Annotated in this window: 21 protein-coding genes, 4 tRNA genes and 1 pseudogene; 24 read left to right on the top strand and 2 right to left on the bottom strand. The window is 34.9% G+C overall.

Going from position 1 to position 25,475, the window contains the following annotated elements; translation table 11 throughout:
* Positions 1 to 29: 29 nt before the first annotated feature.
* Both WFZ85_RS01070 and WFZ85_RS01065 read left to right on the top strand, forming a co-directional pair.
* Positions 30 to 1,961, top strand: coding sequence for a putative porin (locus WFZ85_RS01070; RefSeq protein ID WP_342694431.1), 1,932 nt, complete (start codon positions 30 to 32; stop codon positions 1,959 to 1,961).
* 246 nt (positions 1,962 to 2,207) lie between these two features.
* Entirely contained in the window at positions 2,208 to 3,569 is a 1,362-nt protein-coding gene (locus WFZ85_RS01065; RefSeq protein WP_342694430.1) for a pyridoxal-phosphate dependent enzyme, read from the top strand.
* A gap of 31 nt (positions 3,570 to 3,600) precedes the next feature.
* On the opposite strand, the gene WFZ85_RS16455 is transcribed toward WFZ85_RS01065, so the two are convergent.
* On the bottom strand, positions 3,601 to 4,020 hold the full coding sequence (locus WFZ85_RS16455) for a peptide-N-glycosidase F-related protein (protein ID WP_413789724.1): 420 nt from the start codon (positions 4,018 to 4,020) through the stop codon (positions 3,601 to 3,603).
* Positions 4,021 to 4,128: 108 nt separating this feature from the next.
* A pseudogene (locus WFZ85_RS16450) lies at positions 4,129 to 5,250 on the bottom strand (PNGase F N-terminal domain-containing protein); the annotation flags it as partial.
* A 55-nt stretch (positions 5,251 to 5,305) separates the two neighbouring features.
* Between WFZ85_RS16450 and WFZ85_RS01050 the strand changes: the two are divergent.
* From WFZ85_RS01050 to WFZ85_RS00945, 22 genes are all read left to right on the top strand, one after another.
* Entirely contained in the window at positions 5,306 to 6,574 is a 1,269-nt protein-coding gene (locus WFZ85_RS01050) for a DUF2851 family protein (protein ID WP_342694427.1), read from the top strand.
* 55 nt (positions 6,575 to 6,629) lie between these two features.
* Positions 6,630 to 6,857: a PspC domain-containing protein gene (locus WFZ85_RS01045; RefSeq protein ID WP_342694426.1), complete on the top strand. Its 228-nt coding sequence runs from the start codon at positions 6,630 to 6,632 to the stop codon at positions 6,855 to 6,857.
* A 20-nt stretch (positions 6,858 to 6,877) separates the two neighbouring features.
* Positions 6,878 to 7,741: a ComEA family DNA-binding protein gene (locus WFZ85_RS01040; protein ID WP_342694425.1), complete on the top strand. Its 864-nt coding sequence runs from the start codon at positions 6,878 to 6,880 to the stop codon at positions 7,739 to 7,741.
* 30 nt (positions 7,742 to 7,771) lie between these two features.
* On the top strand, positions 7,772 to 8,941 hold the full coding sequence (locus WFZ85_RS01035) for an acyl-CoA dehydrogenase family protein (protein WP_342694424.1): 1,170 nt from the start codon (positions 7,772 to 7,774) through the stop codon (positions 8,939 to 8,941).
* Positions 8,942 to 9,125: 184 nt separating this feature from the next.
* Positions 9,126 to 9,320 (top strand): 30S ribosomal protein S21, encoded by a 195-nt coding sequence (rpsU, locus tag WFZ85_RS01030; protein ID WP_342694423.1) that lies wholly within the window; start codon positions 9,126 to 9,128, stop codon positions 9,318 to 9,320.
* A gap of 68 nt (positions 9,321 to 9,388) precedes the next feature.
* Entirely contained in the window at positions 9,389 to 10,285 is an 897-nt protein-coding gene (locus WFZ85_RS01025) for a tyrosine-type recombinase/integrase (RefSeq protein ID WP_342694422.1), read from the top strand.
* 33 nt (positions 10,286 to 10,318) lie between these two features.
* Positions 10,319 to 10,621, top strand: a complete 303-nt coding sequence (gene hpf, locus WFZ85_RS01020) for a ribosome hibernation-promoting factor, HPF/YfiA family (protein ID WP_342694421.1) — start codon at positions 10,319 to 10,321, stop codon at positions 10,619 to 10,621.
* 91 nt (positions 10,622 to 10,712) lie between these two features.
* Positions 10,713 to 10,786 (top strand) — tRNA-Thr (locus WFZ85_RS01015).
* Positions 10,787 to 10,817: 31 nt separating this feature from the next.
* Positions 10,818 to 10,899, top strand: a tRNA-Tyr gene (locus WFZ85_RS01010).
* Between the two features lie 90 nt (positions 10,900 to 10,989).
* Positions 10,990 to 11,061, top strand: a tRNA-Thr gene (locus WFZ85_RS01005).
* A gap of 54 nt (positions 11,062 to 11,115) precedes the next feature.
* Positions 11,116 to 12,303, top strand: a complete 1,188-nt coding sequence (gene tuf, locus WFZ85_RS01000) for an elongation factor Tu (RefSeq protein ID WP_342694420.1) — start codon at positions 11,116 to 11,118, stop codon at positions 12,301 to 12,303.
* Between the two features lie 59 nt (positions 12,304 to 12,362).
* Positions 12,363 to 12,433: transfer RNA gene (locus WFZ85_RS00995), tRNA-Trp, on the top strand.
* An 18-nt stretch (positions 12,434 to 12,451) separates the two neighbouring features.
* Complete coding sequence (secE, locus tag WFZ85_RS00990; protein WP_342694419.1) at positions 12,452 to 12,649, top strand: preprotein translocase subunit SecE; 198 nt, start codon at positions 12,452 to 12,454, stop codon at positions 12,647 to 12,649.
* Positions 12,650 to 12,659: 10 nt separating this feature from the next.
* A complete protein-coding gene (gene nusG / locus WFZ85_RS00985; protein ID WP_342694418.1) occupies positions 12,660 to 13,211 on the top strand; it encodes a transcription termination/antitermination protein NusG in 552 nt (183 codons plus the stop codon).
* A 64-nt stretch (positions 13,212 to 13,275) separates the two neighbouring features.
* Positions 13,276 to 13,716, top strand: a complete 441-nt coding sequence (gene rplK / locus WFZ85_RS00980; RefSeq protein ID WP_342694417.1) for a 50S ribosomal protein L11 — start codon at positions 13,276 to 13,278, stop codon at positions 13,714 to 13,716.
* An 8-nt stretch (positions 13,717 to 13,724) separates the two neighbouring features.
* Positions 13,725 to 14,414: a 50S ribosomal protein L1 gene (rplA, locus tag WFZ85_RS00975; protein WP_342694416.1), complete on the top strand. Its 690-nt coding sequence runs from the start codon at positions 13,725 to 13,727 to the stop codon at positions 14,412 to 14,414.
* 23 nt (positions 14,415 to 14,437) lie between these two features.
* Positions 14,438 to 14,938, top strand: a complete 501-nt coding sequence (gene rplJ, locus WFZ85_RS00970; RefSeq protein ID WP_342694415.1) for a 50S ribosomal protein L10 — start codon at positions 14,438 to 14,440, stop codon at positions 14,936 to 14,938.
* Positions 14,939 to 14,991: 53 nt separating this feature from the next.
* Positions 14,992 to 15,366 carry a 50S ribosomal protein L7/L12 gene (rplL, locus tag WFZ85_RS00965; RefSeq protein ID WP_342694414.1) on the top strand — a complete coding sequence of 125 codons (375 nt, stop codon included), beginning with the start codon at positions 14,992 to 14,994 and terminating at the stop codon, positions 15,364 to 15,366.
* A 268-nt stretch (positions 15,367 to 15,634) separates the two neighbouring features.
* Entirely contained in the window at positions 15,635 to 19,447 is a 3,813-nt protein-coding gene (gene rpoB, locus WFZ85_RS00960) for a DNA-directed RNA polymerase subunit beta (protein ID WP_342694413.1), read from the top strand.
* 277 nt (positions 19,448 to 19,724) lie between these two features.
* Positions 19,725 to 24,035: a DNA-directed RNA polymerase subunit beta' gene (gene rpoC, locus WFZ85_RS00955; RefSeq protein ID WP_342694412.1), complete on the top strand. Its 4,311-nt coding sequence runs from the start codon at positions 19,725 to 19,727 to the stop codon at positions 24,033 to 24,035.
* 176 nt (positions 24,036 to 24,211) lie between these two features.
* Positions 24,212 to 24,523: a DUF3467 domain-containing protein gene (locus WFZ85_RS00950; RefSeq protein WP_342694411.1), complete on the top strand. Its 312-nt coding sequence runs from the start codon at positions 24,212 to 24,214 to the stop codon at positions 24,521 to 24,523.
* Between the two features lie 429 nt (positions 24,524 to 24,952).
* On the top strand, positions 24,953 to 25,390 hold the full coding sequence (locus tag WFZ85_RS00945; RefSeq protein WP_342694410.1) for a hypothetical protein: 438 nt from the start codon (positions 24,953 to 24,955) through the stop codon (positions 25,388 to 25,390).
* Positions 25,391 to 25,475 lie beyond the last annotated feature (85 nt).

Here is a 25,475-nt window from a genome sequence, read left to right as displayed (position 1 = left end):
TGTGTATTTTTGTGGTGTAAATTATACTAATGAGAAACATTATCATAGTTGTTTTTTTATTGACACTATCCACAGGAATATCACAAGTTCAAAATAATGGTTCCGTGCGAGACAATGCCTCAACTGATGAACCAGTAAAGATTGCACCAAAAGCCACTTTTGATCAGTATCGAGTTATTACTTTACAAAAAGACACTACTTTTGTTGATACATCGCTTACCATTAAAAAAGAGTATCAATATAACTATTTGAGAAAGGATATTTTTGGACTTTTGCCTTTTGCCAATGAAGGGCAAACTTATACTGTGCTAGACAATAGCCTTAAAAACTATACTGCATTCCCTGATATAGGATTTTCTGGTAAGCATTTTAATTATTTACAGGTTGACGATATCAATTATTTTTCTGTTGCCACGCCATTAACTGAGTTGTATTTTAAGACCGTAATGGGACAAGGCCAATCTATTGATGCGCTCGTTGCTTTAAATATTTCAGAGCGGCTAAATGTGTCTATTGCTTATAAAGGTTTGCGGTCTTTAGGAAAATATATTAACCAACTATCAAGCGCAGGTAATTTTAGATTTACAACCAGCTATCATTCTTCAAATAACAGGTATTTTTTAAATTTTCATTTTACAGGGCAAGATATACTAAACGGAGAAAATGGTGGTATAACAAATCTCGATGATTTTGAAGGCAATGATGTAACATTTCAAAATAGAGCGCGTTTAGAAGTTTATCTCACGGATGCCAGGTCTTTCATGAAGGGCAATCGTGTTTTTCTCGATCATAATTTCAAGTTTAATCGTTCAGATAATAAAAGTGCTTTAGTACTTTCGCATCAGTTTACCTATGAGAATAAGTATTATGAGTACAATCAAAGAACACTGTTTTCTCGAGTGGGTAATGAAGAAATATTACGTTTCGGAGAGGCGTTTGTGACAAGTGGTATAAACGATCAGGCACGGTACAACAAACTATACAATAAAGTGGGTGCCATTTACGACAATAGTTTACTAGGTAAGTTTCAATTTTTTGTTGAAGATTTTCGTTATAACTTTTATTATGACAAGATTTTAGTATTAGATTCCGGTGTTGTTCCCAATGCCATAAGTGGTGAAGTTAACACTATTGGCGGACAATATGAGTACAGAAAGAACAAATGGAATGGAACATTTTTGTATTCTAATTCAGTGACTAATCAATCGTTGTCAAATGTCGATGCAAAGTTAAAATACCAACTTGATGAAAAAAATTCATTTCTTTTTCAGTATCAAATGTTGAATAAAATTCCCGATCATATCTATAATTTGAGCCAAAGTAGCTACATAAATTATAATTGGTCTAATAATTTCAATAATGAAAAAATCAATATTTTAGAGGCTACAGCCAAAACACAATGGGTTGATGCCACTTTACAACTTAGCTCGTATGACGACTATTTGTATTTTAGTCAGGATGCATCTCCTGATAGAACGCAATTAATTTCGCCCAAACAATATGCTGAAACTATAAACTATGTTAGCCTGAAAGTGAGTAGGGAATTTAAATGGGGCAAATTTGCGCTCGACAATACGTTTCTTTATCAGCAAGTGGACCAAAACGATGACATCCTCAATGTGCCGCAACTACTCACGAGAAATACCCTTTACTTTTCTGATTATGTCTTCAAAAAAGCGATGTTTTTACAAACAGGATTTATATTTAATTATTTTTCAAAATATTACGTCAATGATTATAATCCTCTAATTACCGAAGCGTTTGTTCAAAACGAAGTAAAAATTGGTGATTTCCCTATGCTTGATTTTTTTATTAATGCTCGAATTCGACAAACGCGAATTTTTTTAAAAGCAGAACATTTCAATTCAGGGTTTACAGGCAATAGATACTATAACGCACCCAATTATCCCTATCGAGATTTCATGATTCGTTTCGGACTCGTGTGGAATTTTTTCCAATAGAAACAGCGCGTTCGGCGTTTCTAAGATTGGCATTTCCTGCTGTTCGTTACAATCTTTTTTAAACAAAAAAAGTTTAAAAAAGGATTTCTACTTCCATCAGGGTTATACGATAATCTATTCGATTATTTGTAAAGTTTTGAAATAGCAGTACATTTGTCCAATAGTAAACTCGCAACCCGAAACCCGCAATTTTAAAAAATGACCCGAGCTTGCGACGGTATGACACCATAAAAAAATTAAACAGGAATGAAATATGCAAAAAATATCCTTGAAACCATTGGCAATACACCATTAGTTAAACTTAACAAAGTAGTTGAAGGTATTGACGCTTTGGTATTAGCTAAAGTTGAAACCTTCAATCCTGGTAATTCTACAAAAGACAGAATGGCATTGAAAATGGTTGAAGACGCAGAAGCTGATGGACGATTAAAACCGGGCGGAACCATTATCGAAGGAACATCAGGCAACACAGGTATGGGATTAGCCTTGGCCGCAATCGTCAAAGGATACAAATGTATTTTTGTTATAACCGACAAGCAATCCAAAGAAAAAATGGATATTCTTCGAGCAGTTGGTGCCAAAGTAATTGTGTGTCCTACTGATGTTGAACCCACTGATCCACGTTCGTACTATTCTGTTTCTAAAAGATTAGGAACCGAAATCCCTAATTCATGGTATGTGAATCAATATGATAATCCAAGTAACGCTGTAGCACATTATGAGCAAACAGGTCCAGAAATTTGGGAACAAACAGATGGAAAAGTAACTCATTTTGTGGTTGGTGTTGGAACTGGTGGCACAATATCAGGCGTTGCTAAGTATTTAAAACAAAAAAATCCAAACATTAAAATTTGGGGAATTGATACCTATGGTTCTGTATTCAAAAAATACCACGAAACAGGAATTTTTGACGAAAACGAAATCTATTCTTATATCACAGAAGGAATAGGAGAAGACATTCTTCCTAAAAATGTTGACTTCTCACTTATTGATGGTTTTACAAAAGTAACTGATAAAGACGCAGCAGTTTATACCCGAAGAATTGCACTTGAAGAAGGCATATTTGTTGGTAATTCTGCTGGCGCTTGTGTGAAAGGATTACAACAATTGAAAGAGCATTTTAAACCCGAAGATGTCGTGGTTGTGTTGTTTCACGATAGTGGAAGTCGTTATGTTGGGAAAATGTTTAACGATGATTGGATGCGGGAAAGAGGATTTTTAGATGAAGAAATTACAAAAGCAGAAGACGTGATCAAGGATCATCTCGATAAGCCGTTAGCTACTGTTCGTACAGAAGAGTTGGTTTCCCATGCCATAGACAGAATGAGAAAATTAAAAATATCGCAAATTCCGGTGATTGATATTCATGGCTTTGTAGGTTCTGTAGATGAAACCGATTTATTTCAAAGTTATGTTACCGATAAAAATGTAGCCGATAAACCGATTAAAGAAGTAATGGGTAAACCATACCCAATCGTACAACGAAGTACACCTATTGAAGAAGTTTCTAAACTGTTTACTAAAGAAAATCAGGCTGTTTTAGTTGATTTGGGCAACGGAAAGCATCACATCATTACAAAGTATGATATTATAGGTTCGATAAAATAAAAGTAAAGTCTTGCAGTAGCGAGACTTTTTTTTATTCCCCAATCAAAACACCCGAAATTTTCCACGAGCTGAAACTACTACCTTCCGTTAAACCCTGTGGAATTTTAATTTGAATGGTATGATTTCCTGCCTCTAAGTTACCTAATTCAATAAATATTGGATTAGTCACCGTGCCTGGACACCAATTGGCTCTACTATAATCAGAGGAAGATAAGCCGTTTGGAAAATTTCCAGATGCTGGATTTGATAATCTATATGAACCACAATCTTGACGCCATGGAATGAAACTGAATGCTTCTTTTCCGTTTACTACAATCGTATTTTTTTTTGGTACAAATTCATCTCCATTTTCCCATCCACCGTGACCTGTGGTTATGTAACGTAACTTTACATTCTTCATCGGTTTGTCTAATTTGAAAGTCACTAATAGTCCTTTATCCGAGTTAAACATCGTTCCATATTCTTGTCCAGCCATTTCCATGATATTAGTAGTGCAAAATAGCGGTATAATTTGAGTTGGCTTTGCTTTAGTTTCTTCCTCATTATGAATAGTGATATTTGCTGATACTTTATGTCCACCTTTATCATAGTTACCAATGTTTATACCTAACCAAACTTCTTTATTGCTAAGCATGGTTCTTATTTCAGAAATATCCTGTCTGTAGTATACATTTTCTTGCCAAGTTTTGTCTTTTAATTGAAGCGAATTGTATTGTTTTACTCCAAAAGGCGTGAAAAAGCGCATTAATTCTACAATTGGATTGTAGTTTTCTGTTATAGTTACGCCTTGATATTCTTTTCCATTTCCATTAGTATAAATGGGTACCGATTTAATTCCTTTTTGTAATGCATCTAAAAAAGACAGCGGTTTTTCTGTTGGGATGATAAAAAACGACCCAGTTCTATCATAGGCATCGCCGTTGGATTGTTCAGTGATGTCTGCAAAAATTTGGCTTCCTATAGGTATTTCAGGAAATTTAATTTTCCTAACGGCGATAGTTCCGTTAGCAAATCGCAAAATGGTGTCATTTGATTTAGAAGCATCTGAAAAGTTGATGATTTGGTCTTTAAAAACAGGAATAGTAGTGAACCGACTTTTCCACAGCAGATCTTTGTATGTTAATCCGTCTACCTCTTTTGCTTCTATTTCTGTGGTTTGTAATCTTTTTATCTTTTCGACTTTCGTGGCAGCAATTATATAATTTCCGTTGCGCACCATTTCTAATACTAATCCTAGATTTTGTCCTAAAATGGTTGGCGAGCCTTTTACTTTTAATTCGTTAGTATACCATAATTCTATAGTATTTGAATTGACTACAGTTTTTGCTTTTTTACAATTGTAGCCAAGAATTTATTTTGTTTCATCGGTATATTCAAAAGTTTGTTTGCCCAGCGAAATACTGTCTACGGTATAAATAGCTTTTAAACTATTTAAGATGGCAAATTGTTTGAGAAAATTAGTGCTTCTATTGATTGTAGTGTATTCTTCAGGATAGGTGTTTTTTTTATTAGGAAGATATTCAGTAGTTAATTTTGTGTAATTTTCATCAGTGAAAATCAATATTGGATTTTGATTTTCGATCAAATTTCCGTTAGAACTTCGCAAATAAGTAATTTTAAAATGCTGCGAAAAGGTTTTTCCGTAAAGGAATATCGAGATAATTAACACTAATTTTTTCATAAAACAATTGTAAACCTCAGTAATTTCTATAAATTAGACCTATAAAATTAAAATCGTGAAAGAAGATTTTCTTCATTATGTATGGCAATATAAGAAGTTTAGCTTTTCCAACCTAAAAACGGTTTCAGGAGAATTGCTGACTGTGATAAACTGTGGGCAGTATTTACAACTTTCCGGACCTGATTTTTTTAATGCACAAATTATAATTGGTGATCAGAAGTGGGCAGGCAATGTAGAAATTCACATTAAATCTTCGGATTGGTATTTGCACCATCACGAGAAAGATGAAGCATACGACAGTGTGATACTTCATGTGGTTTGGGAACACGATACACCTATTTTTAGAAAAGATAACTCAGAATTGCCAGTTTTAGAGCTGAAGGATTATGTTTTAAAAGAAGTAGTGCGCAACTACCAAGAATTGACTTCGTCCAAGAGCTGGATTTATTGCGAAAACCAATTGGGTTCGGTTGATGAGTTTGTTATTAAAAATTGGCAAGAACGATTGTTTTTTGAACGGCTAGAGCGAAAATCACTTTCTATCGAACAACTTTTACAAGAAACAGCGAATGATTGGGAAGCAGTTCTTTTTTATATGCTGGCTAAGAATTTTGGTTTAAATACTAATGGAGAAATTTTTCTCAAGGTGGCGAAGTCTATTCCATTTGCAGTACTACGCAAAGAAAGATTTGAAGTTGAAAATTTGGAAGCATTATTTTTTGGTCGTGCTGATTTATTGCCAATGGAACCCGAAGATTTGTATGCCAAAGCATTAAAAGCCCGCTTCGATTATCTTCTTCAAAAACATCAATTAGAAACAATCTTTATTGAGCCTGTTCAGTTTTTTAAACATCGTCCGGATAACTTTCCTACGATAAGACTAGCGCAATTGGCCATGCTGTACCATAAAGAAAGTAATTTATTTTCAAAACTTATTGATACTAAAGACGTGGAACAATTTTATAAGATGTTTTCAATTTCAATATCTGACTATTGGCAAACCCATTATCAATTTGATAAAGAAAGTCCAAAAAAGAAAAAGCAATTTTCAAATTCTTTTATCGATTTATTGCTCATTAATACTATTGCGCCCATAAAGTATGCTTATGCTAAAAGCTTGGGTAAAGAAATTTCGGAGGATTTACTCGAATTATTTTATACGATTCCTGCTGAAAAAAATGCTATTATAGATAAGTTTTCGCAATTCGGATGTAAATCAAAATCGGCGTTTGACACACAATCTTTATTGACTTTAAAAAATGAATATTGTAATAAAAGCAAATGTTTGCAGTGTGCTATTGGAATTCAATTATTAAAAGTGTAATTTTATAATTAATTTCATTTTAATAAAAAGAATAGTTAATTATATATTTTAGCTTATGTCACCCATTATACAATTAAAATATTTTTTCGAAAAACACGGTTTTCATGTTTCCTCTCGATTAGCAGATAGCTTGGGTATGCGTGCTTCAGATGTTAGACTGTTTTTTATTTACATATCTTTTGTCACCGCGGGATTAGGTTTTGGGGTGTATTTAACTTTAGCTTTTTGGCTTAAATTAAAAGATTTAATTCGCGGAAAAAGAACCTCAGTTTTTGATTTATAATTTTTGAAAGTTGCGTTTTTATGCGAAACACTTTAATTCACTACACTAAAAGTCAACGAATAGAAATTTTATTGTTCTTTACTTTGCTATTTGCTCTGCAGTCGCTTTATTTTTTTATGGATTTTGGCAGTGGCGCAAATAAAAACAAGGATAAAGAATTGTGGCTTTCTCAAAAGGGGACTATTGATAGTCTGAAACTTTATAAAAGGCAATACAAACCTAAAATCTATCCATTCAATCCCAACTTTATAACGGACTTTAAAGGATATAAACTAGGAATGTCAGTAGATGAAATTGACCGATTAATAGCGTTTAGAAAACAAAACAAATTTGTCAATTCAGCTGCCGAGTTTCAAGCGGTGACTAGAGTTTCCGATTCTTTACTAAGTGTTATTTCTCCGTATTTTAAATTTCCTGAGTGGGTAAAAAATAAGAGAAATGATTTTCAATCTTTTCCAAAGAAAGATTTTTCAAAGTCAAAAATTATTACTGTTCTTGATATCAACACGGCGACTAAAGAAGATTTGATGAAAATCAATGGTATTGGGGATAAAATCTCTGACCGAATTTTGAACGAAAAAGAGAAGTATGGCAGCTTTGTTAGTATGCAACAAATGAATGATATATGGGGTTTATCGCCCGAAGTTTTGGATAAACTCAATACTCATTTTGAAGTGAAATCTATCACTGGTATAAAGAGGATAAACATTAATTCTGCTTCTATAAAAGAACTATCTCAGTTTCCTTTTTTCAGATATGCATTAGCCAAAAATATTGTCATTTATAGGAGTATGAATGGTGATATTAAAATTGAGGATTTGTCAAAAATTAAAGATTTTCCTGTTGATAAAATTAAAATTATTGCCTTATATTTGGAATTCTAAAAAATTGCTAATAAAAACAGTCTAATTTATATGAATTCAACATATTTTACAGAGGAACACGAATTGTTTAGGAAAAGCTTGCAAGATTTTTTGCAAAAAGAAGTAGTCCCACATATTGAAAAATGGGAAAAAACGGGAACTATTGAGCGCTTTATCTGGAAAAAGTTTGGCGATATGGGTTTTTTTGGGTTGAATTACCCCGAAGCCTATGGAGGTTTGAACTTAGATTTATTTTACACGGTTGTATTATTAGAAGAACTTCAAAAAATTAAATCGTCGGGTTTCGCTGCAGCTATTTGGGCACATGCCTATTTGGCTATGACACATTTAAATGCAGAAGGTGATGAGCGTATAAAGCAAGATTATTTGGCGCCAAGTATCGCAGGAGATAAAATAGGTGCGTTGTGTTTGACAGAGCCTTTTGGTGGTAGTGATTTGGCAGGTTTACGAACTACAGCAGTAAAAAAGGGTGATTGCTATGTCATTAACGGTTCAAAAACCTTTATAACAAACGGTGTATATGCTGATTATTATGTTGTTGCCGCAAAAACTAGTCCAGATTTAGGAAATAAAGGAATTAGCATTTTTTTGATGGACACCAATTTAAAAGGTGTTACAGCAACTAAGTTAGATAAACTGGGTTGGCGAGCAAGTGATACTGCTGAGATATCTTTTGACAATGTTGAAATTCCGTTAGATAACTTAATGGGAGAGGAAGGAAAAGGCTTTCCTTATATCATGCAACATTTTGCTTTGGAACGATTAATCATGGCTATCAATGCCCATGCTAGAGCTGAATATGCTATCGATTATGTGCTGCAATATATGTCGGAGCGTGAGGCTTTTGGTAAAAAAATAAACACATTCCAGGCGTTACGCCATACCATGGTTGATCATGCAACTGAAGTGGAACACTGCAAAATTTTTAATTATGCTGCTGTAGCGCGACTTAATAAAGGAGAATATGTAGTTAAAGAAGCTACCATGGCTAAATTAAAATCAACTAAAGTGGCTGATGAAGCTATTTATAATTGTTTGCAAATGCTTGGTGGTTATGGTTACATGGAAGAATATCCACTGGCGCGTTTACTACGAGATAGTCGCTTAGGACCAATTGGCGGCGGAACATCCGAAATTCTGAGAGAGATTTTATCGAAGATGATTATTGATAAACAAAATTATAAACCAGCTGTGAAATAATCTGTAGAAAGAATGTTTTAGAAGAAGGATTATAGAAAAAAGGCAAGGAGCACGAAATTCAACTTGGCTTTTTCTATTACTAATCATAAAGATTCCATTTTTCTTTTTTTCTTTATGTTTTAGTTTGATAATTCAAATTAATTATTACTTTTGCAGTCTAATTTTAAAGAAAGGAGGTCCAAAAATGTTAATTATACCAATTAAAGACGGAGAAAACATCGATAGAGCATTGAAGCGCTACAAAAGAAAATTCGATAAAACCGGAACTGTAAGACAACTTAGGTCGCGTCAAGCTTTTATAAAGCCTTCAATCGTTAGAAGAGCGCAGATTCAAAAAGCTGCTTACATTCAGAACTTGAGGGATAATATCGAAGGATAGATAAATTCCGTTTTGATATCACCGCTGTTCGTTAAAGTTTGTTAACTTTGATGTCAGCGGTTTTTTTTATGGAAAATTTTAAAACAAAGTTTTATTATTATTTGCTTCGAGAAAAGAATTATTCTATCCATACTGTCACAGCTTATGTGAGTGATATTGAATTTTTTGAAGTTTTTTTATCAAGTCAGTTTGATGATAGTAATCTGTTAACAGTAAATTATGCGCAAATCAGAGCATGGATAGTTGCAATGTCTGAAGATGCGCTTTCAAATTCTTCTATTAATCGGAAATTATCTTCTTTAAAATCGTTTTATAAATTTCTGTTAAAAACAAAGCAAATAGAGTCGAGCCCGTTTTTGAAACATAAAGCGCTCAAGTCACCCAAGATATTGCAGATACCCTTTTCGGAAAAAGAGCTGGATTTAGTTTTGAACCAAATTCATTACACAGCCGATTATGATGGAATCCGGGACAAATCAATTATTGAGTTGTTTTATACAACAGGAATAAGAAGGGCAGAGTTAATACAGTTAAAAATTCATAATGTTGATACCGAAAATAGTACTATAAAGGTACTAGGAAAAAGAAACAAAGAAAGGATTATACCACTACTTCCAGTTGTAGTACAACAGCTAAAAATGTATTTAATGGAAAGAACTCGTTTACAAGAGATTACTGATGAAGAGTATTTTTTTCTATCAGTAAAGGGTGTTAAATTGACGGATTCATTTGTGTATCGATTAATTAATTACTACTTTAGTAATGTCTCCGAAAAAGTAAAAAAAAGTCCGCATATATTGAGGCACACGTTTGCGACTCATTTACTCAATAATGGAGCAGATATAAATTCAGTTAAAGAACTGTTAGGACATTCTAGTTTGGCATCCACACAAGTTTATACTCATAGTAGTTTAGCAGAACTTAAAAAAGTTTATGGTAATGCCCATCCAAGAAATAAAAAGTAATTCTAAAAATGTTTAACCCTTAAAAATTTGAATATGAAGGTAAATGTTCATGCAGTAAATTTTACTGTCGACAGAAAATTAGTTGATTTCATTCAAGATCGACTTGGGAAATTGGAAAAATATTATGATAAATTAGTTTCGTCTGATGTTTTTTTAAAAGTAGAAAAGACAAGTGAGAAAGAAAATAAAATTGTGGAGATCAAAATTCACGTTCCAGGAGATGATTTCATAGTTAAAAAACAATGTAAAACATTTGAAGAAGGAGTAGAATTAGCTTCCGAATCGTTGGAGCGATTATTACTTAAAAGAAAGGAAAAAATCAGAACACATATATAATTTAATTTTTTTTAAAAAAATGTTTTGATTACACGATAAATATCATACATTTGCAGTCCGTTAGAAATAGCGGGCTTTTTTTATTGTGTATGCCAGCGTAGCTCAGTTGGCTAGAGCAGCTGATTTGTAATCAGCAGGTCGTGGGTTCGAGTCCCTCCGCCGGCTCTAAATAAAGGGTTTAACAATGAGAAAAGTTGGGGAGATACTCAAGCGGCCAACGAGGGCGGACTGTAAATCCGCTGACTACGTCTTCGCAGGTTCGAATCCTGCTCTCCCCACAAAATGAAGTTAATTTTTTAAAGGTTTAAATGGTTTAATTAGTAATAGACAACTTTAAACTTTTAAACAATTTTAAATAAAATTTCTCTGCCGACTTAGCTCAGGGGTAGAGTGCTTCCTTGGTAAGGAAGAGGTCACGGGTTCAATTCCCGTAGTTGGCTCAAAATTGTAAAATTTGAACACTAATATATAACTAAGATTAAAAATTAATTAAAATGGCAAAAGAAAATTTTAACCGTAACAAGCCCCATTTAAACATTGGAACGATTGGGCACGTGGATCACGGAAAAACAACTTTAACTGCAGCAATCACTAAGGTGTTATCTGATGCAGGTTACTGTCAAGCAAAATCATTTGATCAAATTGATAATGCTCCAGAAGAAAAAGAAAGAGGTATTACTATTAATACATCGCACGTTGAGTATGAAACTGCTAATCGTCACTACGCACACGTTGACTGTCCAGGTCACGCTGATTACGTAAAAAACATGGTTACAGGTGCTGCTCAAATGGATGGTGCTATCTTAGTTGTAGCTGCCACTGATGGTCCAATGCCACAAACACGTGAGCACATCCTTCTAGGTCGCCAGGTAGGTATTCCTAGAATCGTTGTATTCATGAACAAAGTGGATATGGTTGATGATGCAGAATTATTAGAATTAGTTGAAATGGAAATCAGAGACTTATTATCATTCTACGATTATGATGGTGATAATAGCCCTGTAGTTCAAGGTTCAGCTTTAGGAGGATTAAATAATGACCCAGCTTGGACGCCAAAAATTCTTGAATTGATGGAAGCTGTTGATAATTGGATTCAGGAGCCAGAAAGAGATGTTGCAAAGCCTTTCTTGATGCCAGTTGAAGACGTATTTACAATTACTGGTCGTGGAACTGTTGCTACAGGTCGTATCGAAACAGGTATTTGTAATACAGGAGATCCAGTTGAAATCATTGGTATGGGCGCTGAGAAATTAACTTCTACAGTTACAGGTATTGAAATGTTCCGTCAAATCTTAGATAGAGGTGAGGCTGGAGATAATGCAGGTATCTTATTAAGAGGTGTTGCTAAAGAAGATATCAAAAGAGGAATGGTTATTTGTAAGCCAGGATCTGTAAAGCCGCACGCTAAATTCAAGGCTGAGGTTTATATCTTGAAAAAAGAAGAAGGTGGTCGTCACACTCCATTTCACAATAACTACCGTCCACAGTTTTATGTACGTACAACTGACGTAACTGGAGTTATTACTTTACCTACAGGTGTTGAAATGGTTATGCCAGGAGACAACTTAACAATTGAAGTATCTTTATTAAGTGCAATCGCATTAAATATTGGATTACGTTTCGCTATCCGTGAAGGTGGTAGAACAGTTGGTGCAGGTCAGGTTACTGAAATTTTAGATTAATCCTTTGCGGGAAATAAATATTCCAGTGTCGTTTTTTAACGACACTGGTTTTTAATGATACGGGCGTAGTTCAAGGGTAGAATAGCGGTCTCCAAAACCGTTGATGGTGGTTCGAATCCTCCCGCCCGTGCAAAACAAACTATTTACAATGGCAAAAATTGTTAATTATATATCAGATGCATTTGAGGAATTGAAATCAAATGTAACTTGGCCTGAGTGGGCCGAAGTGCAAAAACTCACAATTACAGTAGCTGTTTTTTCGATAATTTTCGCCTTGGCAACGTGGGGCGTTGATGAGCTTTTCGCCAAATCAATTGCAGGATTTTTTAATTGGTTAAAACCATAAATTCTTTGAAATGGCTGATAATAATGTTAAAAAATGGTATGTCGTTAGAGCTGTTAGCGGTCAAGAAAATAAGGTTAAAGCTTATATCGAAACCGAAATTAATCGTCTTGGATTAGCTGATTATATTTCACAAGTTCTTGTACCAACCGAAAAGGTGGTTCAGGTTAGGGATGGAAAGAAGATAGCTAAGGATAAAGTGTATTTTCCAGGTTATGTTATGATTGAAGCTAATTTGACTGGGGAGATACCTCATATCATTAAATCAATCACAAGTGTTATTGGTTTTTTAGGAGAAGTAAAAGGTGGCGATCCTGTTCCTTTACGGTTATCTGAAGTAAATAGAATGTTAGGTAAAGTGGATGAGTTGGCTGTAAATACAGACACACAAAACATTCCTTACATAATTGGAGAAACAATAAAAGTTGTTGATGGACCTTTTAATGGTTTCAATGGAACTATTGAGAAAATCAACGAAGAAAAGCGTAAGCTAGAAGTGATGGTGAAAATTTTCGGAAGAAAAACACCGTTAGAATTAGCTTTTATGCAAGTTGAAAAAGTATAATTTGTTACACTATTATAAACCGCAATAGTCTGCTTCCACTGATTATTGCAAATTTTTAAAAACAATGGCTAAAGAGATTAGTAAGGTAGTTAAACTACAAGTTAAGGGAGGTGCTGCGAACCCATCGCCACCGGTTGGACCTGCTCTGGGAGCTGCTGGTGTTAACATCATGGAATTCTGTAAGCAATTTAATGCTAGAACCCAAGATCAACCTGGCAAAGTGTTACCGGTACAAATCACCGTGTACAAAGACAAATCATTCGATTTTGTTGTTAAAACTCCACCTGCTGCAATTCAATTATTGGATGCTGCTAAATTAAAATCTGGTTCAGGCGAGCCTAATAGAAAAAAAGTTGCAAAAGTAACTTGGGATCAAATTAAAGCAATCGCTGAAGACAAGATGGTCGATTTAAATGCATTCACGATAGAATCTGCAATGAGCATGATTGCTGGAACAGCTAGATCTATGGGTATAACTGTAACTGGAGATTCTCCTCTAAAATAAGGTAAGAAATGGCAAAATTGACAAAAAAACAAAAAGAGGCTGCTTCAAAAATTGAAAAGAACAAATTATATTCATTGAAAGACGCTTCGTCTTTATTGAAAGTGGTTGCTTCTGCAAAATTTGATGAGTCAGTAGATATTGCTGTTCGTTTAGGAGTTGATCCAAGAAAAGCAAATCAAATGGTAAGAGGTGTTGTAACACTACCACATGGTACTGGAAAAGATACTAAGGTTTTAGCTTTAGTAACTCCAGATAAAGAAGCAGAAGCGAAAGCTGCTGGCGCTGACTATGTAGGATTGGACGATTACCTTCAAAAAATTAAAGATGGTTGGACCGATGTTGATGTTATCATCACTATGCCTGCTATCATGGGTAAATTAGGTCCGTTAGGCCGTGTGTTAGGTCCGAGAGGTTTAATGCCAAACCCGAAAACTGGTACAGTAACCATGGAAATTGGTAAGGCTGTGGCAGAAGTTAAAGCGGGTAAAATCGACTTTAAAGTAGACAAGACAGGTATTGTTCATGCTGGTATCGGAAGAATTTCTTTTGAAGCTGATAAAATTGTAGACAATGCCCATGAAATTATTCAAACATTACTTAAATTGAAACCAACTGCAGCCAAAGGTACTTACATCAAGTCTATTCACTTGTCTAGTACTATGAGTCCTGCTATTGCTTTAGATCCTAAAGCAGTATAATTGGTAGTTAAACAAATTTTATTATGACAAGAGAAGAAAAATCAATCGCGATAGAAGATTTAACTGCAAAGTTGGCTGAAAGTAATATTGTATATATTGCTGATACCTCTGGGTTAGATGCTGAAACAACTTCCAACTTAAGAAGAGCTTGTTACAAAGCTGGAATTAAATTAGAAGTGGTTAAAAACACCTTGCTTGAAAAAGCAATGGAAGCTTCAAGTAATGATTATGGTGATTTATCATCTGTATTAAAAGGAAACTCTTCCATTTTTATTGCAGACATTGCAAATCAACCTGCCAAAATCATTAAGGACTTTAGAAAAAAATCAGAAAAGCCTGCTTTCAAAGGAGCATATATCAATGGTGAAATTTACATCGGAGACAATCTTTTGGATAGTTTGGCATCATTGAAATCTAAAGAAGAAGTTATTGGAGAAATCATCGGATTACTTCAATCTCCTGCTCAACGTATTATTTCTGCTTTATTAAACAATGCAGAGAAAAAAGGCGAAACAGCAGAATAATTAGAGCAGACTAAAAAAATAATAATTAAAGAACATTTTAAACGATAGAAAAAATGGCAGATTTGAAACAATTCGCAGAACAATTAGTTAACCTTACTGTAAAAGAAGTTAACGATTTAGCTACAATATTAAAAGATGAGTATGGTATCGAACCAGCTGCTGCAGCTGTAGTAGTTGCTGCTGGTGGTGCTGGTGCTGGTGAAGCTGCTGAAGAGCAAACTGAATTCACAGTAGTATTGAAAGAAGCTGGAGCTTCTAAATTAGCTGTTGTAAAAGCAGTAAAAGAATTAACTGGTCTTGGCTTAAAAGAAGCTAAAGATTTAGTTGACGGTGCACCATCAAACATCAAAGAAGGAGTTACAAAAGCAGAAGCTGAAGGTTTGAAAAAATCTTTAGAAGAAGCTGGAGCTGTAGTTGAGTTAAAATAACCCAACTCCAGTTTTAGAACTAGGTTTAGGTCTTGAGTTTAAGCACTCAGAGACCTAAACCATTTTTCGTATAATAAAATTATATATAGTTTTATTATCATAATAAGTTTAAATACGAAAAAGTTTTTAATCAATACGAAGAAAGAAAATTTGCCAAAGAACAAATTTGAATAATTTTTAAAGATGTATTGACTATAAAAAGAAAGTATAAACTAAACAGTGTTTCACACAAAAAATTACTTTTTTTTAATCAAAATTTTGTCCATTGATGATAACAAATCAGACTGAAAGATTGAATTTTGCCTCTACTAAAAACATACCACAATATCCAGATTTTTTGGATGTTCAGGTAAAATCTTTTAAAGATTTCTTCCAATTGGAAACGAAATCAGATGAGAGAGGCAACGAAGGATTATACAATACCTTCATGGAAAATTTTCCAATTACCGATACAAGAAATAACTTTGTATTAGAGTTTATCGATTATTTCGTTGATCCACCACGTTACACTATTCAAGAGTGTATAGAAAGAGGTTTGACTTATAGCGTGCCTTTAAAAGCGAGATTAAAACTATATTGTACAGATCCTGAACACGAAGATTTTGAAACTATTGTTCAAGATGTTTATCTTGGTACTATTCCTTACATGACTCCTAGCGGTACTTTTGTTATCAATGGCGCTGAGCGTGTGGTAGTTTCTCAATTGCATCGTTCGCCAGGAGTATTCTTTGGTCAATCGTTCCATGCCAATGGTACTAAATTGTATTCTGCCAGAGTAATTCCTTTCAAAGGTTCTTGGATAGAATTTGCTACCGATATTAATAGCGTAATGTATGCTTATATCGATAGAAAGAAAAAATTACCTGTAACTACTTTATTCCGTGCGATTGGTTTCGAAAGAGACAAGGATATCCTTGAGATTTTTGACCTTGCCGAGGAAATTAAAGTATCTAAAACAGGACTTAAAAAGTATATTGGAAGACGATTAGCTGCAAGAGTATTGAACACTTGGCATGAAGATTTCGTAGATGAAGATACTGGTGAAGTTGTTTCTATTGAACGTAACGAAATCATCCTCGATAGAGATACTATTATCGACAAAGATAATGTGGAGGAAATCATCGATTCCAATGTAAAATCTATTTTGTTGCACAAAGAAGATGCTAATCAAGGTGATTATGCCATCATTCACAATACGTTACAAAAAGATCCAACCAACTCTGAAAAAGAAGCCGTTGAGCACATCTACAGACAATTGCGTAATGCAGAACCGCCTGATGAAGAAACTGCTCGTGGCATTATAGATAAATTGTTCTTCTCTGACCAACGATACAACTTAGGTGAAGTTGGTCGTTATAGAATGAACAAAAAACTTGGTTTGGATATCCCAATGGAAAAGCAAGTCTTGACCAAAGAAGATATCATTACTATTGTAAAATATTTGATTGAATTAATCAACTCTAAAGCTGAGATTGATGATATTGATCACTTGTCAAACCGACGTGTTAGAACTGTTGGAGAACAATTATCTCAACAATTCGGGGTTGGTTTAGCTCGTATGGCTAGAACCATTCGTGAGAGAATGAACGTTAGAGATAACGAGGTGTTTACACCAATCGACTTGATTAATGCTAAAACATTATCATCGGTTATCAACTCTTTCTTTGGTACAAACCAATTGTCTCAATTTATGGATCAAACCAATCCATTGGCTGAGATTACGCACAAAAGAAGATTATCTGCCCTTGGACCAGGTGGACTTTCAAGAGAAAGAGCAGGGTTTGAGGTGCGTGACGTTCACTATACGCACTACGGAAGACTTTGTCCAATTGAAACTCCGGAAGGACCAAATATTGGATTGATTTCGTCACTTGGTGTATACGCTAAAGTTAACGGAATGGGCTTCATCGAAACTCCATATCGTAAAGTTACTAATGGTGTTGTAGATTTAAATGCTACTCCTATATACTTGAGCGCTGAGGAAGAAGAAGGAAAAATGATTGCTCAGGCTAACATTCAAATGGATGCTAAAGGAAAAATTACTGCTGATAAAGTTATTGCTCGTGAAGAAGGTGATTTCCCGGTAGTTGATCCAAGTCAAGTTCATTATACAGACGTTGCTCCAAATCAAATTGCATCGATTTCGGCCTCTTTAATTCCGTTCTTGGAGCATGATGATGCGAATAGAGCGTTGATGGGATCAAACATGATGCGTCAGGCTGTACCACTGTTACGTCCTGAAGCGCCAATTGTTGGAACTGGTTTAGAGCGTCAAGTAGCATCGGATTCAAGAGTTTTGATTAATGCTGAAGGTGACGGAACTGTTGAATATGTTGATGCTAACATGATTACCATCAAATATGATAGAACTGAAGCAGAAAGAATGGTAAGTTTTGACCCAGATGAGAAGACATATCAATTAATCAAATTCAGAAAAACGAATCAAAGTACGTCTATCAACTTGAAACCCATAGTAAGAAAAGGTGACAGAGTGAAACTTGGACAAGTACTTTGTGAAGGATATGCAACACAAAACGGAGAGTTGGCTTTAGGTAGAAACCTAAAAGTTGCTTTTATGCCTTGGAAAGGGTATAACTTTGAGGATGCGATTGTAATTTCTGAAAAAGTAGTTCGTGATGATATTTTCACGTCTATCCACGTTGATGATTATTCACTGGAAGTTAGAGATACTAAATTAGGTAACGAAGAGTTAACTAATGATATTCCTAACGTTTCGGAAGAAGCAACTAAAGACTTGGATGAAAATGGAATGATTAGAATTGGTGCCGAAGTGAAACCTGGCGACATTTTAATTGGAAAAATTACTCCAAAAGGAGAATCAGATCCAACTCCAGAAGAGAAATTATTGAGAGCAATTTTCGGTGATAAAGCAGGTGATGTAAAAGATGCTTCATTAAAAGCGTCTCCTTCTTTACATGGTGTTGTTTTAGATAAAAAATTATTCGCTAGAGCGGTAAAAGATAAAAAGAAACGTACCAAAGATAAAGACGATTTGACGGCTTTAGAAATGGAATTCGAAACTAAATATGCTGATTTAAAAGACAAATTAGTAGAGAAACTTACTGCTATAGTTAACGGAAAAACATCGCAAGGTGTTATGAATGACCTGGGTGAAGAAGTATTGCCAAAAGGTAAAAAATACTCTCAGAAAATGTTGAACGCTGTTGATGACTTTGCTCATTTAACAAAAGGACAATGGGTTGCTGATGAAGAAACTAATACTTTGGTGAATGACTTGATTCATAACTACAAAATCAAATTGAATGACCTTCAAGGTGCATTACGTAGAGAGAAATTCACAATCACTGTTGGAGATGAGTTACCAGCAGGTATCTTGAAATTGGCAAAAGTATACATCGCTAAAAAACGTAAGTTAAAAGTAGGTGATAAAATGGCGGGTCGTCACGGTAATAAAGGTATCGTTGCGCGTATCGTTCGTCATGAAGATATGCCATTCTTAGAAGATGGAACTCCAGTGGATATTGTATTAAATCCACTTGGTGTACCTTCTCGTATGAACATCGGTCAGATTTATGAAACTGTTCTAGGTTGGGCAGGTCAGAAATTAGGTAGAAAGTATGCCACACCAATTTTTGATGGTGCTACTTTAGATCAAATTAATGAATTGACTGATGAAGCAGGAATTCCACGTTTTGGTCATACTTATTTGTATGATGGTGGTACTGGCGAACGTTTCCATCAACCAGCAACTGTTGGAGTTATCTATATGTTGAAACTTGGACATATGGTTGATGATAAAATGCACGCACGTTCTATTGGACCATACTCTTTGATTACGCAACAACCTCTTGGAGGAAAAGCGCAATTTGGAGGTCAACGTTTTGGAGAAATGGAGGTTTGGGCACTTGAAGCTTATGGCGCATCGAGCACGCTTAGAGAAATTTTGACCGTGAAATCGGATGACGTTATTGGTAGAGCTAAAACTTACGAAGCAATCGTTAAGGGTGAAACTATGCCAGAGCCAGGATTACCAGAATCATTCAATGTATTGATGCATGAATTGAAAGGTCTTGGATTAGACATTCGTTTAGAAGAATAAATTAGTAACCAGTCACAGTCGCAGTTTAAAGTAAAATAACTGAAAACTGTGACTGAATATTGTTACTTTTTCAAAAACAAGTTTTTAAAGATTTATACCCGTAAACCGTTCCGATTTTTTATACTGTACTAAATTGTATAACTAGCACTTCAAAGTGAAAGAGATTTGAAGTTTTGAGAAGTAATTCGAGGTAGTAACTTAATGGTTTAGTTTTTTTAGAAAAGCAAAAACCATAAATCTAAGTTCAATTAGTAGAAATAAATCAATAGTAAAAACTATGATGAATAATAGAAATAATAAGGATGCAAGAAATGTTATCAAGAGATTTGATAGAATTTCAATCGGTTTAGCTTCTCCAGAATCAATCTTGGCTGAGTCAAGAGGTGAAGTTTTAAAACCAGAAACTATAAATTATAGAACTCACAAGCCAGAGCGTGACGGACTTTTCTGCGAGAGAATTTTTGGTCCTGTTAAGGATTTCGAATGTGCTTGTGGAAAATACAAAAGAATTCGTTACAAAGGAATCGTTTGTGATCGTTGTGGTGTTGAAGTTACCGAGAAAAAAGTACGTCGTGATAGAGTAGGACATATCAACCTTGTTGTGCCTATTGCACATATTTGGTATTTCCGTTCGCTTCCAAACAAAATAGGTTATATCCTAGGTTTGCCATCTAAGAAATTAGACATGATTATCTATTACGAAAGATATGTGGTAATCCAAGCTGGTATTGCTGTGAATTCAGAAGGCGAATCATTACACCGCTTAGACTTTTTAACTGAAGAGGAATATCTAAATATTTTAGATACGCTTCCAATGGAAAATCAGTATTTAGATGATAATGATCCAAATAAATTCATCGCTAAAATGGGTGCTGAGTGTATCATGGACTTGCTAGCTAGAACTGATTTGAATGCTCTTTCATACGAATTGCGTCATGCTGCAAATAATGAAACGTCTAAACAACGCAAAACAGAGGCATTAAAAAGACTTCAAGTTGTTGAGTCTTTCCGTGATTCTAACAAAAATAGAGAAAATCGTCCTGAATGGATGATTTTGAAAGTAATACCAGTTATTCCGCCAGAATTACGTCCATTGGTACCATTAGATGGTGGTCGTTTTGCCACTTCTGATTTGAATGATTTATACCGCAGAGTTATCATCAGAAATAACCGTTTGAAGAGATTGATGGAGATTAAAGCTCCTGAAGTTATCTTGAGAAATGAAAAACGTATGTTGCAAGAGTCAGTAGATTCATTATTTGACAACACACGTAAGGCTTCTGCTGTTAAAACAGAATCAAACAGACCATTAAAATCACTTTCTGACTCATTGAAAGGAAAGCAAGGTCGTTTCCGTCAAAACTTGTTAGGAAAACGTGTGGATTATTCGGCTCGTTCGGTAATTGTTGTTGGACCAGAAATGAAATTGTTTGAATGTGGTTTGCCAAAAGATATGGCTGCTGAACTATACAAACCATTCGTTATTCGAAAATTAATCGAAAGAGGAATTGTTAAAACAGTAAAATCAGCTAAGAAAATCATTGACAAAAAAGAGCCAGTAGTTTGGGATATATTAGAGAATGTAATCAAAGGTCATCCAGTATTACTAAACCGTGCTCCTACGTTACACCGTTTGGGTATACAAGCTTTCCAACCCAAATTAATTGAAGGGAAAGCTATCCAATTACACCCATTAGTGTGTACGGCGTTCAACGCGGATTTTGATGGTGACCAAATGGCGGTTCACTTGCCACTTGGACCAGAAGCTATTCTGGAAGCTCAATTATTAATGTTGGCCTCGCACAATATTTTGAATCCAGCGAATGGAGCGCCAATTACGGTACCTTCTCAAGACATGGTTTTGGGTCTTTACTACATGACTAAAGAACGTTTGTCAACTCCGGATCATAAAATTTTGGGCGAAGGATTAACTTTTTACTCTGCAGAAGAATGTAATATTGCTTTGAATGAAGGAAGACTTGAGTTGAATGCTCGTGTTAAAATCAGAGCTAAGGATTTTAATGAAAATGGAGAATTAGTATATAAAATCATTCAAACTACTGCTGGTAGAGTATTATTTAACGAAGTAGTACCGCAAGCCGCTGGTTATATCAATGAAGTATTAACTAAAAAATCTTTACGTGATATTATTGGAAAAATCCTTGCTGTGACTGATGTTCCAACAACGGCTGCGTTCCTTGATAACATGAAAGATATGGGATATAAATTTGCCTTCAAGGGTGGATTATCTTTCTCATTAGGTGATATCAGAATTCCAGAGCAAAAAGATAAATTGATTGCCGATGCAAGAGAACAAGTTGAAGGAATATCCTTGAACTATAACATGGGTCTTATTACCAATAACGAACGTTACAACCAAGTTATCGATATTTGGACTTCTGCTAATGCACAGCTGACTGAGTTGGCCATGAAAAACATTCGAGAAGACCAACAAGGGTTCAACTCGGTGTATATGATGCTTGATTCTGGAGCGCGTGGTTCTAAAGAACAAATTCGTCAATTAACTGGTATGCGTGGTTTGATGGCCAAGCCTAAAAAATCAACTGCTGGTGGTGGTGAAATTATTGAAAACCCAATTCTTTCTAACTTTAAAGAAGGTCTTTCTATCTTAGAATACTTTATTTCTACGCACGGTGCGCGTAAAGGACTTGCTGATACTGCTTTGAAAACGGCCGACGCGGGATACTTAACTAGAAGATTGCACGACGTTTCGCAAGACGTTATTGTTAATTCTGTAGACTGTGGAACATTAAGAGGAATTGAGGTTTCTGCGTTGAAGAAAAATGAAGAAGTTGTTGAAACCTTAGGTGAAAGAATACTAGGACGTGTTGCTTTACATGATGTCGTTAATCCTTTGGATAATGAGATACTGATTCATTCAGGTGAGCAAATTACTGAAGCAGTTGTTAAAGCTATAGAAGAGTCTCCAATTGAAAAAGTGGAAGTTCGCTCACCTTTAGTTTGTGAAGCTACCAAAGGTATTTGTGCAAAATGTTATGGAAGAAACTTAGCTACTGGAAAAATGACCCAAAAAGGAGAAGCTGTCGGAGTTATCGCAGCACAATCTATTGGTGAACCAGGTACACAGTTAACATTGCGTACATTCCACGTTGGTGGAGTTGCAGGTGGTGTTTCTGAGGTGTCTACTATTGTGGCTCGTTTTGGTGGAAAATTAGAAATCGAAGATTTAAAAACTGTTATAGGCGAAGATTCAGATGGTAATAAGGTAGATATCGTTGTTTCTCGTTCAACTGAATTAAAATTAGTAGATGTTAAAACTGGCATTTTACTTAGTACGCACAATATTCCTTATGGTTCTATCATTAATGTGAAAGATGGTGACGTGGTAGAAAAAGGTGCTGCTATTTGTAAGTGGGATCCATATAATGGTGTAATTGTTTCTGAATTTACAGGAAAAATTGCTTACGAAGATTTAGAACAAGGACAATCTTTCCAAGTAGAGATTGATGAGCAAACTGGTTTCCAAGAAAAAGTAATTTCAGAAGGAAGAAATAAGAAATTAATCCCAACCTTATTGGTTTATGGAAAGGATGGTGAATTAATCCGTTCTTATAACTTACCAGTTGGAGCTCACTTGATGGTAGAAGATGGAGAGAAAATTAAAGCAGGTAAAATCCTAGTGAAAATTCCTCGTCGTTCTTCGAAAGCTAGTGATATTACGGGAGGTTTACCACGAATTACGGAGTTGTTAGAAGCTCGTAATCCTTCTAATCCAGCTGTAGTTTCTGAGATTGACGGTGTTGTCACTTTTGGTAAAATCAAAAGAGGAAACCGTGAGATTATCATTGAATCTAAATTTGGTGAAATTAAGAAATACCTTGTAAAATTATCTAGTCAAATCCTAGTTCAAGAAAATGACTACGTTAAAGCCGGTGTGCCTTTATCTGATGGTGCTATCACCCCAGATGATATTTTGAGAATTCAAGGACCATCTGCAGTTCAACAGTATTTAGTAAACGAAATTCAAGAGGTGTATCGTTTGCAAGGAGTAAAAATAAATGACAAACACTTTGAAGTAGTAATACGTCAAATGATGCGAAAAGTAAGAGTAGAAGATCCAGGAGATACGTTATTTTTAGAAGAGCAATTGATACACACGGCTGATTTCATCGTTGAGAATGATAAATTATACGGGATGAAAGTGGTAGAAGATGCAGGAGATTCTGAAGTGTTAAAACCAGGACAGATCATTTCTCCACGTGAATTACGTGATGAAAACTCGTTATTGAAACGTAATGATAAAAATCAAGTGGTGGCTCGCGACGTCATTACTGCTACGGCAACACCTGTATTACAAGGTATTACGAGAGCGTCGTTACAAACCAAATCATTTATCTCTGCGGCATCGTTCCAAGAGACGACTAAAGTGTTAAACGAAGCAGCAGTAGCTGGTAAAGTAGATACACTTGAAGGTCTTAAAGAAAATGTAATCGTTGGTCATAGAATTCCAGCAGGAACCGGTATGAGAGATTATGACCACACTATTGTAGGTTCTAAGGAAGACTACAATGAGATTATGGCTAGTAAAGAAGAGTATATCTATTAAAGTCTCACCCTAACCCTCTTCAATGGAGAGGAAACAGGGTTAGCGATAAATAAAAGCCACTAGTTTTAAATTTCATGTGAATTTTTAATTAGTGGCTTTTTTTAATGGCAAAAGTCAATTGCAATTTCAATGACAAATTCAATATCTAAAATCTAATATTTAAAATTTCATATCAAATGAGCGATAACACTCCACAACCAGGACAAATCAACATCGAACTCGATGAAAAAACAGCGGAAGGTATTTATTCTAATTTGGCAATTATTAACCATTCAGCTTCAGAGTTTGTAGTTGATTTTGTAACCATTATGCCTGGAACACCAAAAGCAAAAGTGAAATCAAGAATAGTATTAACGCCTCAACATGCCAAACGTTTTCTGAAAGCACTAGGTGAAAATATTCACCGATTTGAACAAGTTAATGGCGAGATAAAAGACACAGAGCAACCTCAAATTCCGCTGAATTTTGGTCCGGCTGGGCAAGCGTAATAAAAGTTTGTTATGACAAAGAAAACCTTTCAATCACTCGAGAGTTTTTTTTATTGTAATCATTCTAACCGATAAAAAATTTAAAACTAATTTCTTTTAAACAAGTCTTTTCGCTATTAAAAACTTCATCAAAATGCTATAAAATATTCACTTCAAATATTACAAATTTTATTTTAATTATGCTTTTCATCGATGAAAAACGTATTTTAACGACAAAAAATTAGGTTACTACTTTTAGTTTTACTTTATTTGTATGGTTAAATATCGTGTATACCAGTGAAATACAGTCTGACAGTTATAAGTTATAATAAAATATTCATTTTTATCGTTATTTTATGTCTTTAAACAGATTTATTGTTACGCAATGATGTTTATTTTTTACATTCGCAACGGAATGATTTATAATACAATAAAACACAAAATCTTCATATGAATACACTACTACGCAATTCGAAATTAGGATCAACGGTTTTTATACTGTTTTGTTTTTTTCTATCCAATTTAGCTTTGGCACAATCTGGTACGGTCACTAGTGGTGCCAATGGCAACTGGAATGCCGATGCCACTTGGGTCAATATTAACATCACAAGATCTGGTACGATTTCATGTTCAACAGGTTCAACAACTGTAACAGGAAGTGGTACTCTATTTTTAACTGAGTTGACGGTTGGTTCTGTAATTCAAAGAACAAACGGTAATGCTATTGGAACTGTCGCAGCTATCAATAGCAATACTAGTTTAACGTTAACTACTAATGCCGGAAGCAACCAAACATCACAAGCTTATCGAATAATTTCCGGTCCACCAAGTCCCGTTGATACCGTAATTATTGATAACAATGATGATGTTACGGTTAATCTTAATTAAGTTTGTGCTGTATTAACTATTGCAGGAGGAAACGAGGATAGCACACTTATCATTAGTGGTTCAAATTCTTTAACCGTTAATGGTG

The organism is Flavobacterium aureirubrum (assembly GCF_038739835.1).
Classification (GTDB): Bacteria; Bacteroidota; Bacteroidia; order Flavobacteriales; family Flavobacteriaceae; genus Flavobacterium; species Flavobacterium aureirubrum.
Note: the sequence above shows the minus strand (reverse complement) of the source record. Positions and strands in the feature narration are given on the sequence as shown.

Bases quoted from the DNA above. Each gene is read 5' to 3' on its own strand.
- rplJ (WP_342694415.1), top strand. From the start codon at position 14,438: ATGACAAGAGAAGAAAAATCAATCGCGATAGAAGATTTAACTGCAAAG.
- WFZ85_RS00945 (WP_342694410.1), top strand. From the start codon at position 24,953: ATGAATACACTACTACGCAATTCGAAATTAGGATCAACGGTTTTTATA.
- WFZ85_RS00950 (WP_342694411.1), top strand. From the start codon at position 24,212: ATGAGCGATAACACTCCACAACCAGGACAAATCAACATCGAACTCGAT.
- rpsU (WP_342694423.1), top strand. From the start codon at position 9,126: ATGTTAATTATACCAATTAAAGACGGAGAAAACATCGATAGAGCATTG.
- WFZ85_RS01070 (WP_342694431.1), top strand. From the start codon at position 30: ATGAGAAACATTATCATAGTTGTTTTTTTATTGACACTATCCACAGGA.
- WFZ85_RS01065 (WP_342694430.1), top strand. From the start codon at position 2,208: ATGAAATATGCAAAAAATATCCTTGAAACCATTGGCAATACACCATTA.
- rplA (WP_342694416.1), top strand. From the start codon at position 13,725: ATGGCAAAATTGACAAAAAAACAAAAAGAGGCTGCTTCAAAAATTGAA.
- rpoC (WP_342694412.1), top strand. From the start codon at position 19,725: ATGATGAATAATAGAAATAATAAGGATGCAAGAAATGTTATCAAGAGA.
- hpf (WP_342694421.1), top strand. From the start codon at position 10,319: ATGAAGGTAAATGTTCATGCAGTAAATTTTACTGTCGACAGAAAATTA.
- rpoB (WP_342694413.1), top strand. From the start codon at position 15,635: ATGATAACAAATCAGACTGAAAGATTGAATTTTGCCTCTACTAAAAAC.
- WFZ85_RS01025 (WP_342694422.1), top strand. From the start codon at position 9,389: ATGGAAAATTTTAAAACAAAGTTTTATTATTATTTGCTTCGAGAAAAG.
- WFZ85_RS01040 (WP_342694425.1), top strand. From the start codon at position 6,878: ATGCGAAACACTTTAATTCACTACACTAAAAGTCAACGAATAGAAATT.
- tuf (WP_342694420.1), top strand. From the start codon at position 11,116: ATGGCAAAAGAAAATTTTAACCGTAACAAGCCCCATTTAAACATTGGA.
- secE (WP_342694419.1), top strand. From the start codon at position 12,452: ATGGCAAAAATTGTTAATTATATATCAGATGCATTTGAGGAATTGAAA.
- WFZ85_RS01035 (WP_342694424.1), top strand. From the start codon at position 7,772: ATGAATTCAACATATTTTACAGAGGAACACGAATTGTTTAGGAAAAGC.
- nusG (WP_342694418.1), top strand. From the start codon at position 12,660: ATGGCTGATAATAATGTTAAAAAATGGTATGTCGTTAGAGCTGTTAGC.
- rplK (WP_342694417.1), top strand. From the start codon at position 13,276: ATGGCTAAAGAGATTAGTAAGGTAGTTAAACTACAAGTTAAGGGAGGT.
- rplL (WP_342694414.1), top strand. From the start codon at position 14,992: ATGGCAGATTTGAAACAATTCGCAGAACAATTAGTTAACCTTACTGTA.
- WFZ85_RS16455 (WP_413789724.1), bottom strand. From the start codon at position 4,020: ATGTTTAACTCGGATAAAGGACTATTAGTGACTTTCAAATTAGACAAA.
- WFZ85_RS01045 (WP_342694426.1), top strand. From the start codon at position 6,630: ATGTCACCCATTATACAATTAAAATATTTTTTCGAAAAACACGGTTTT.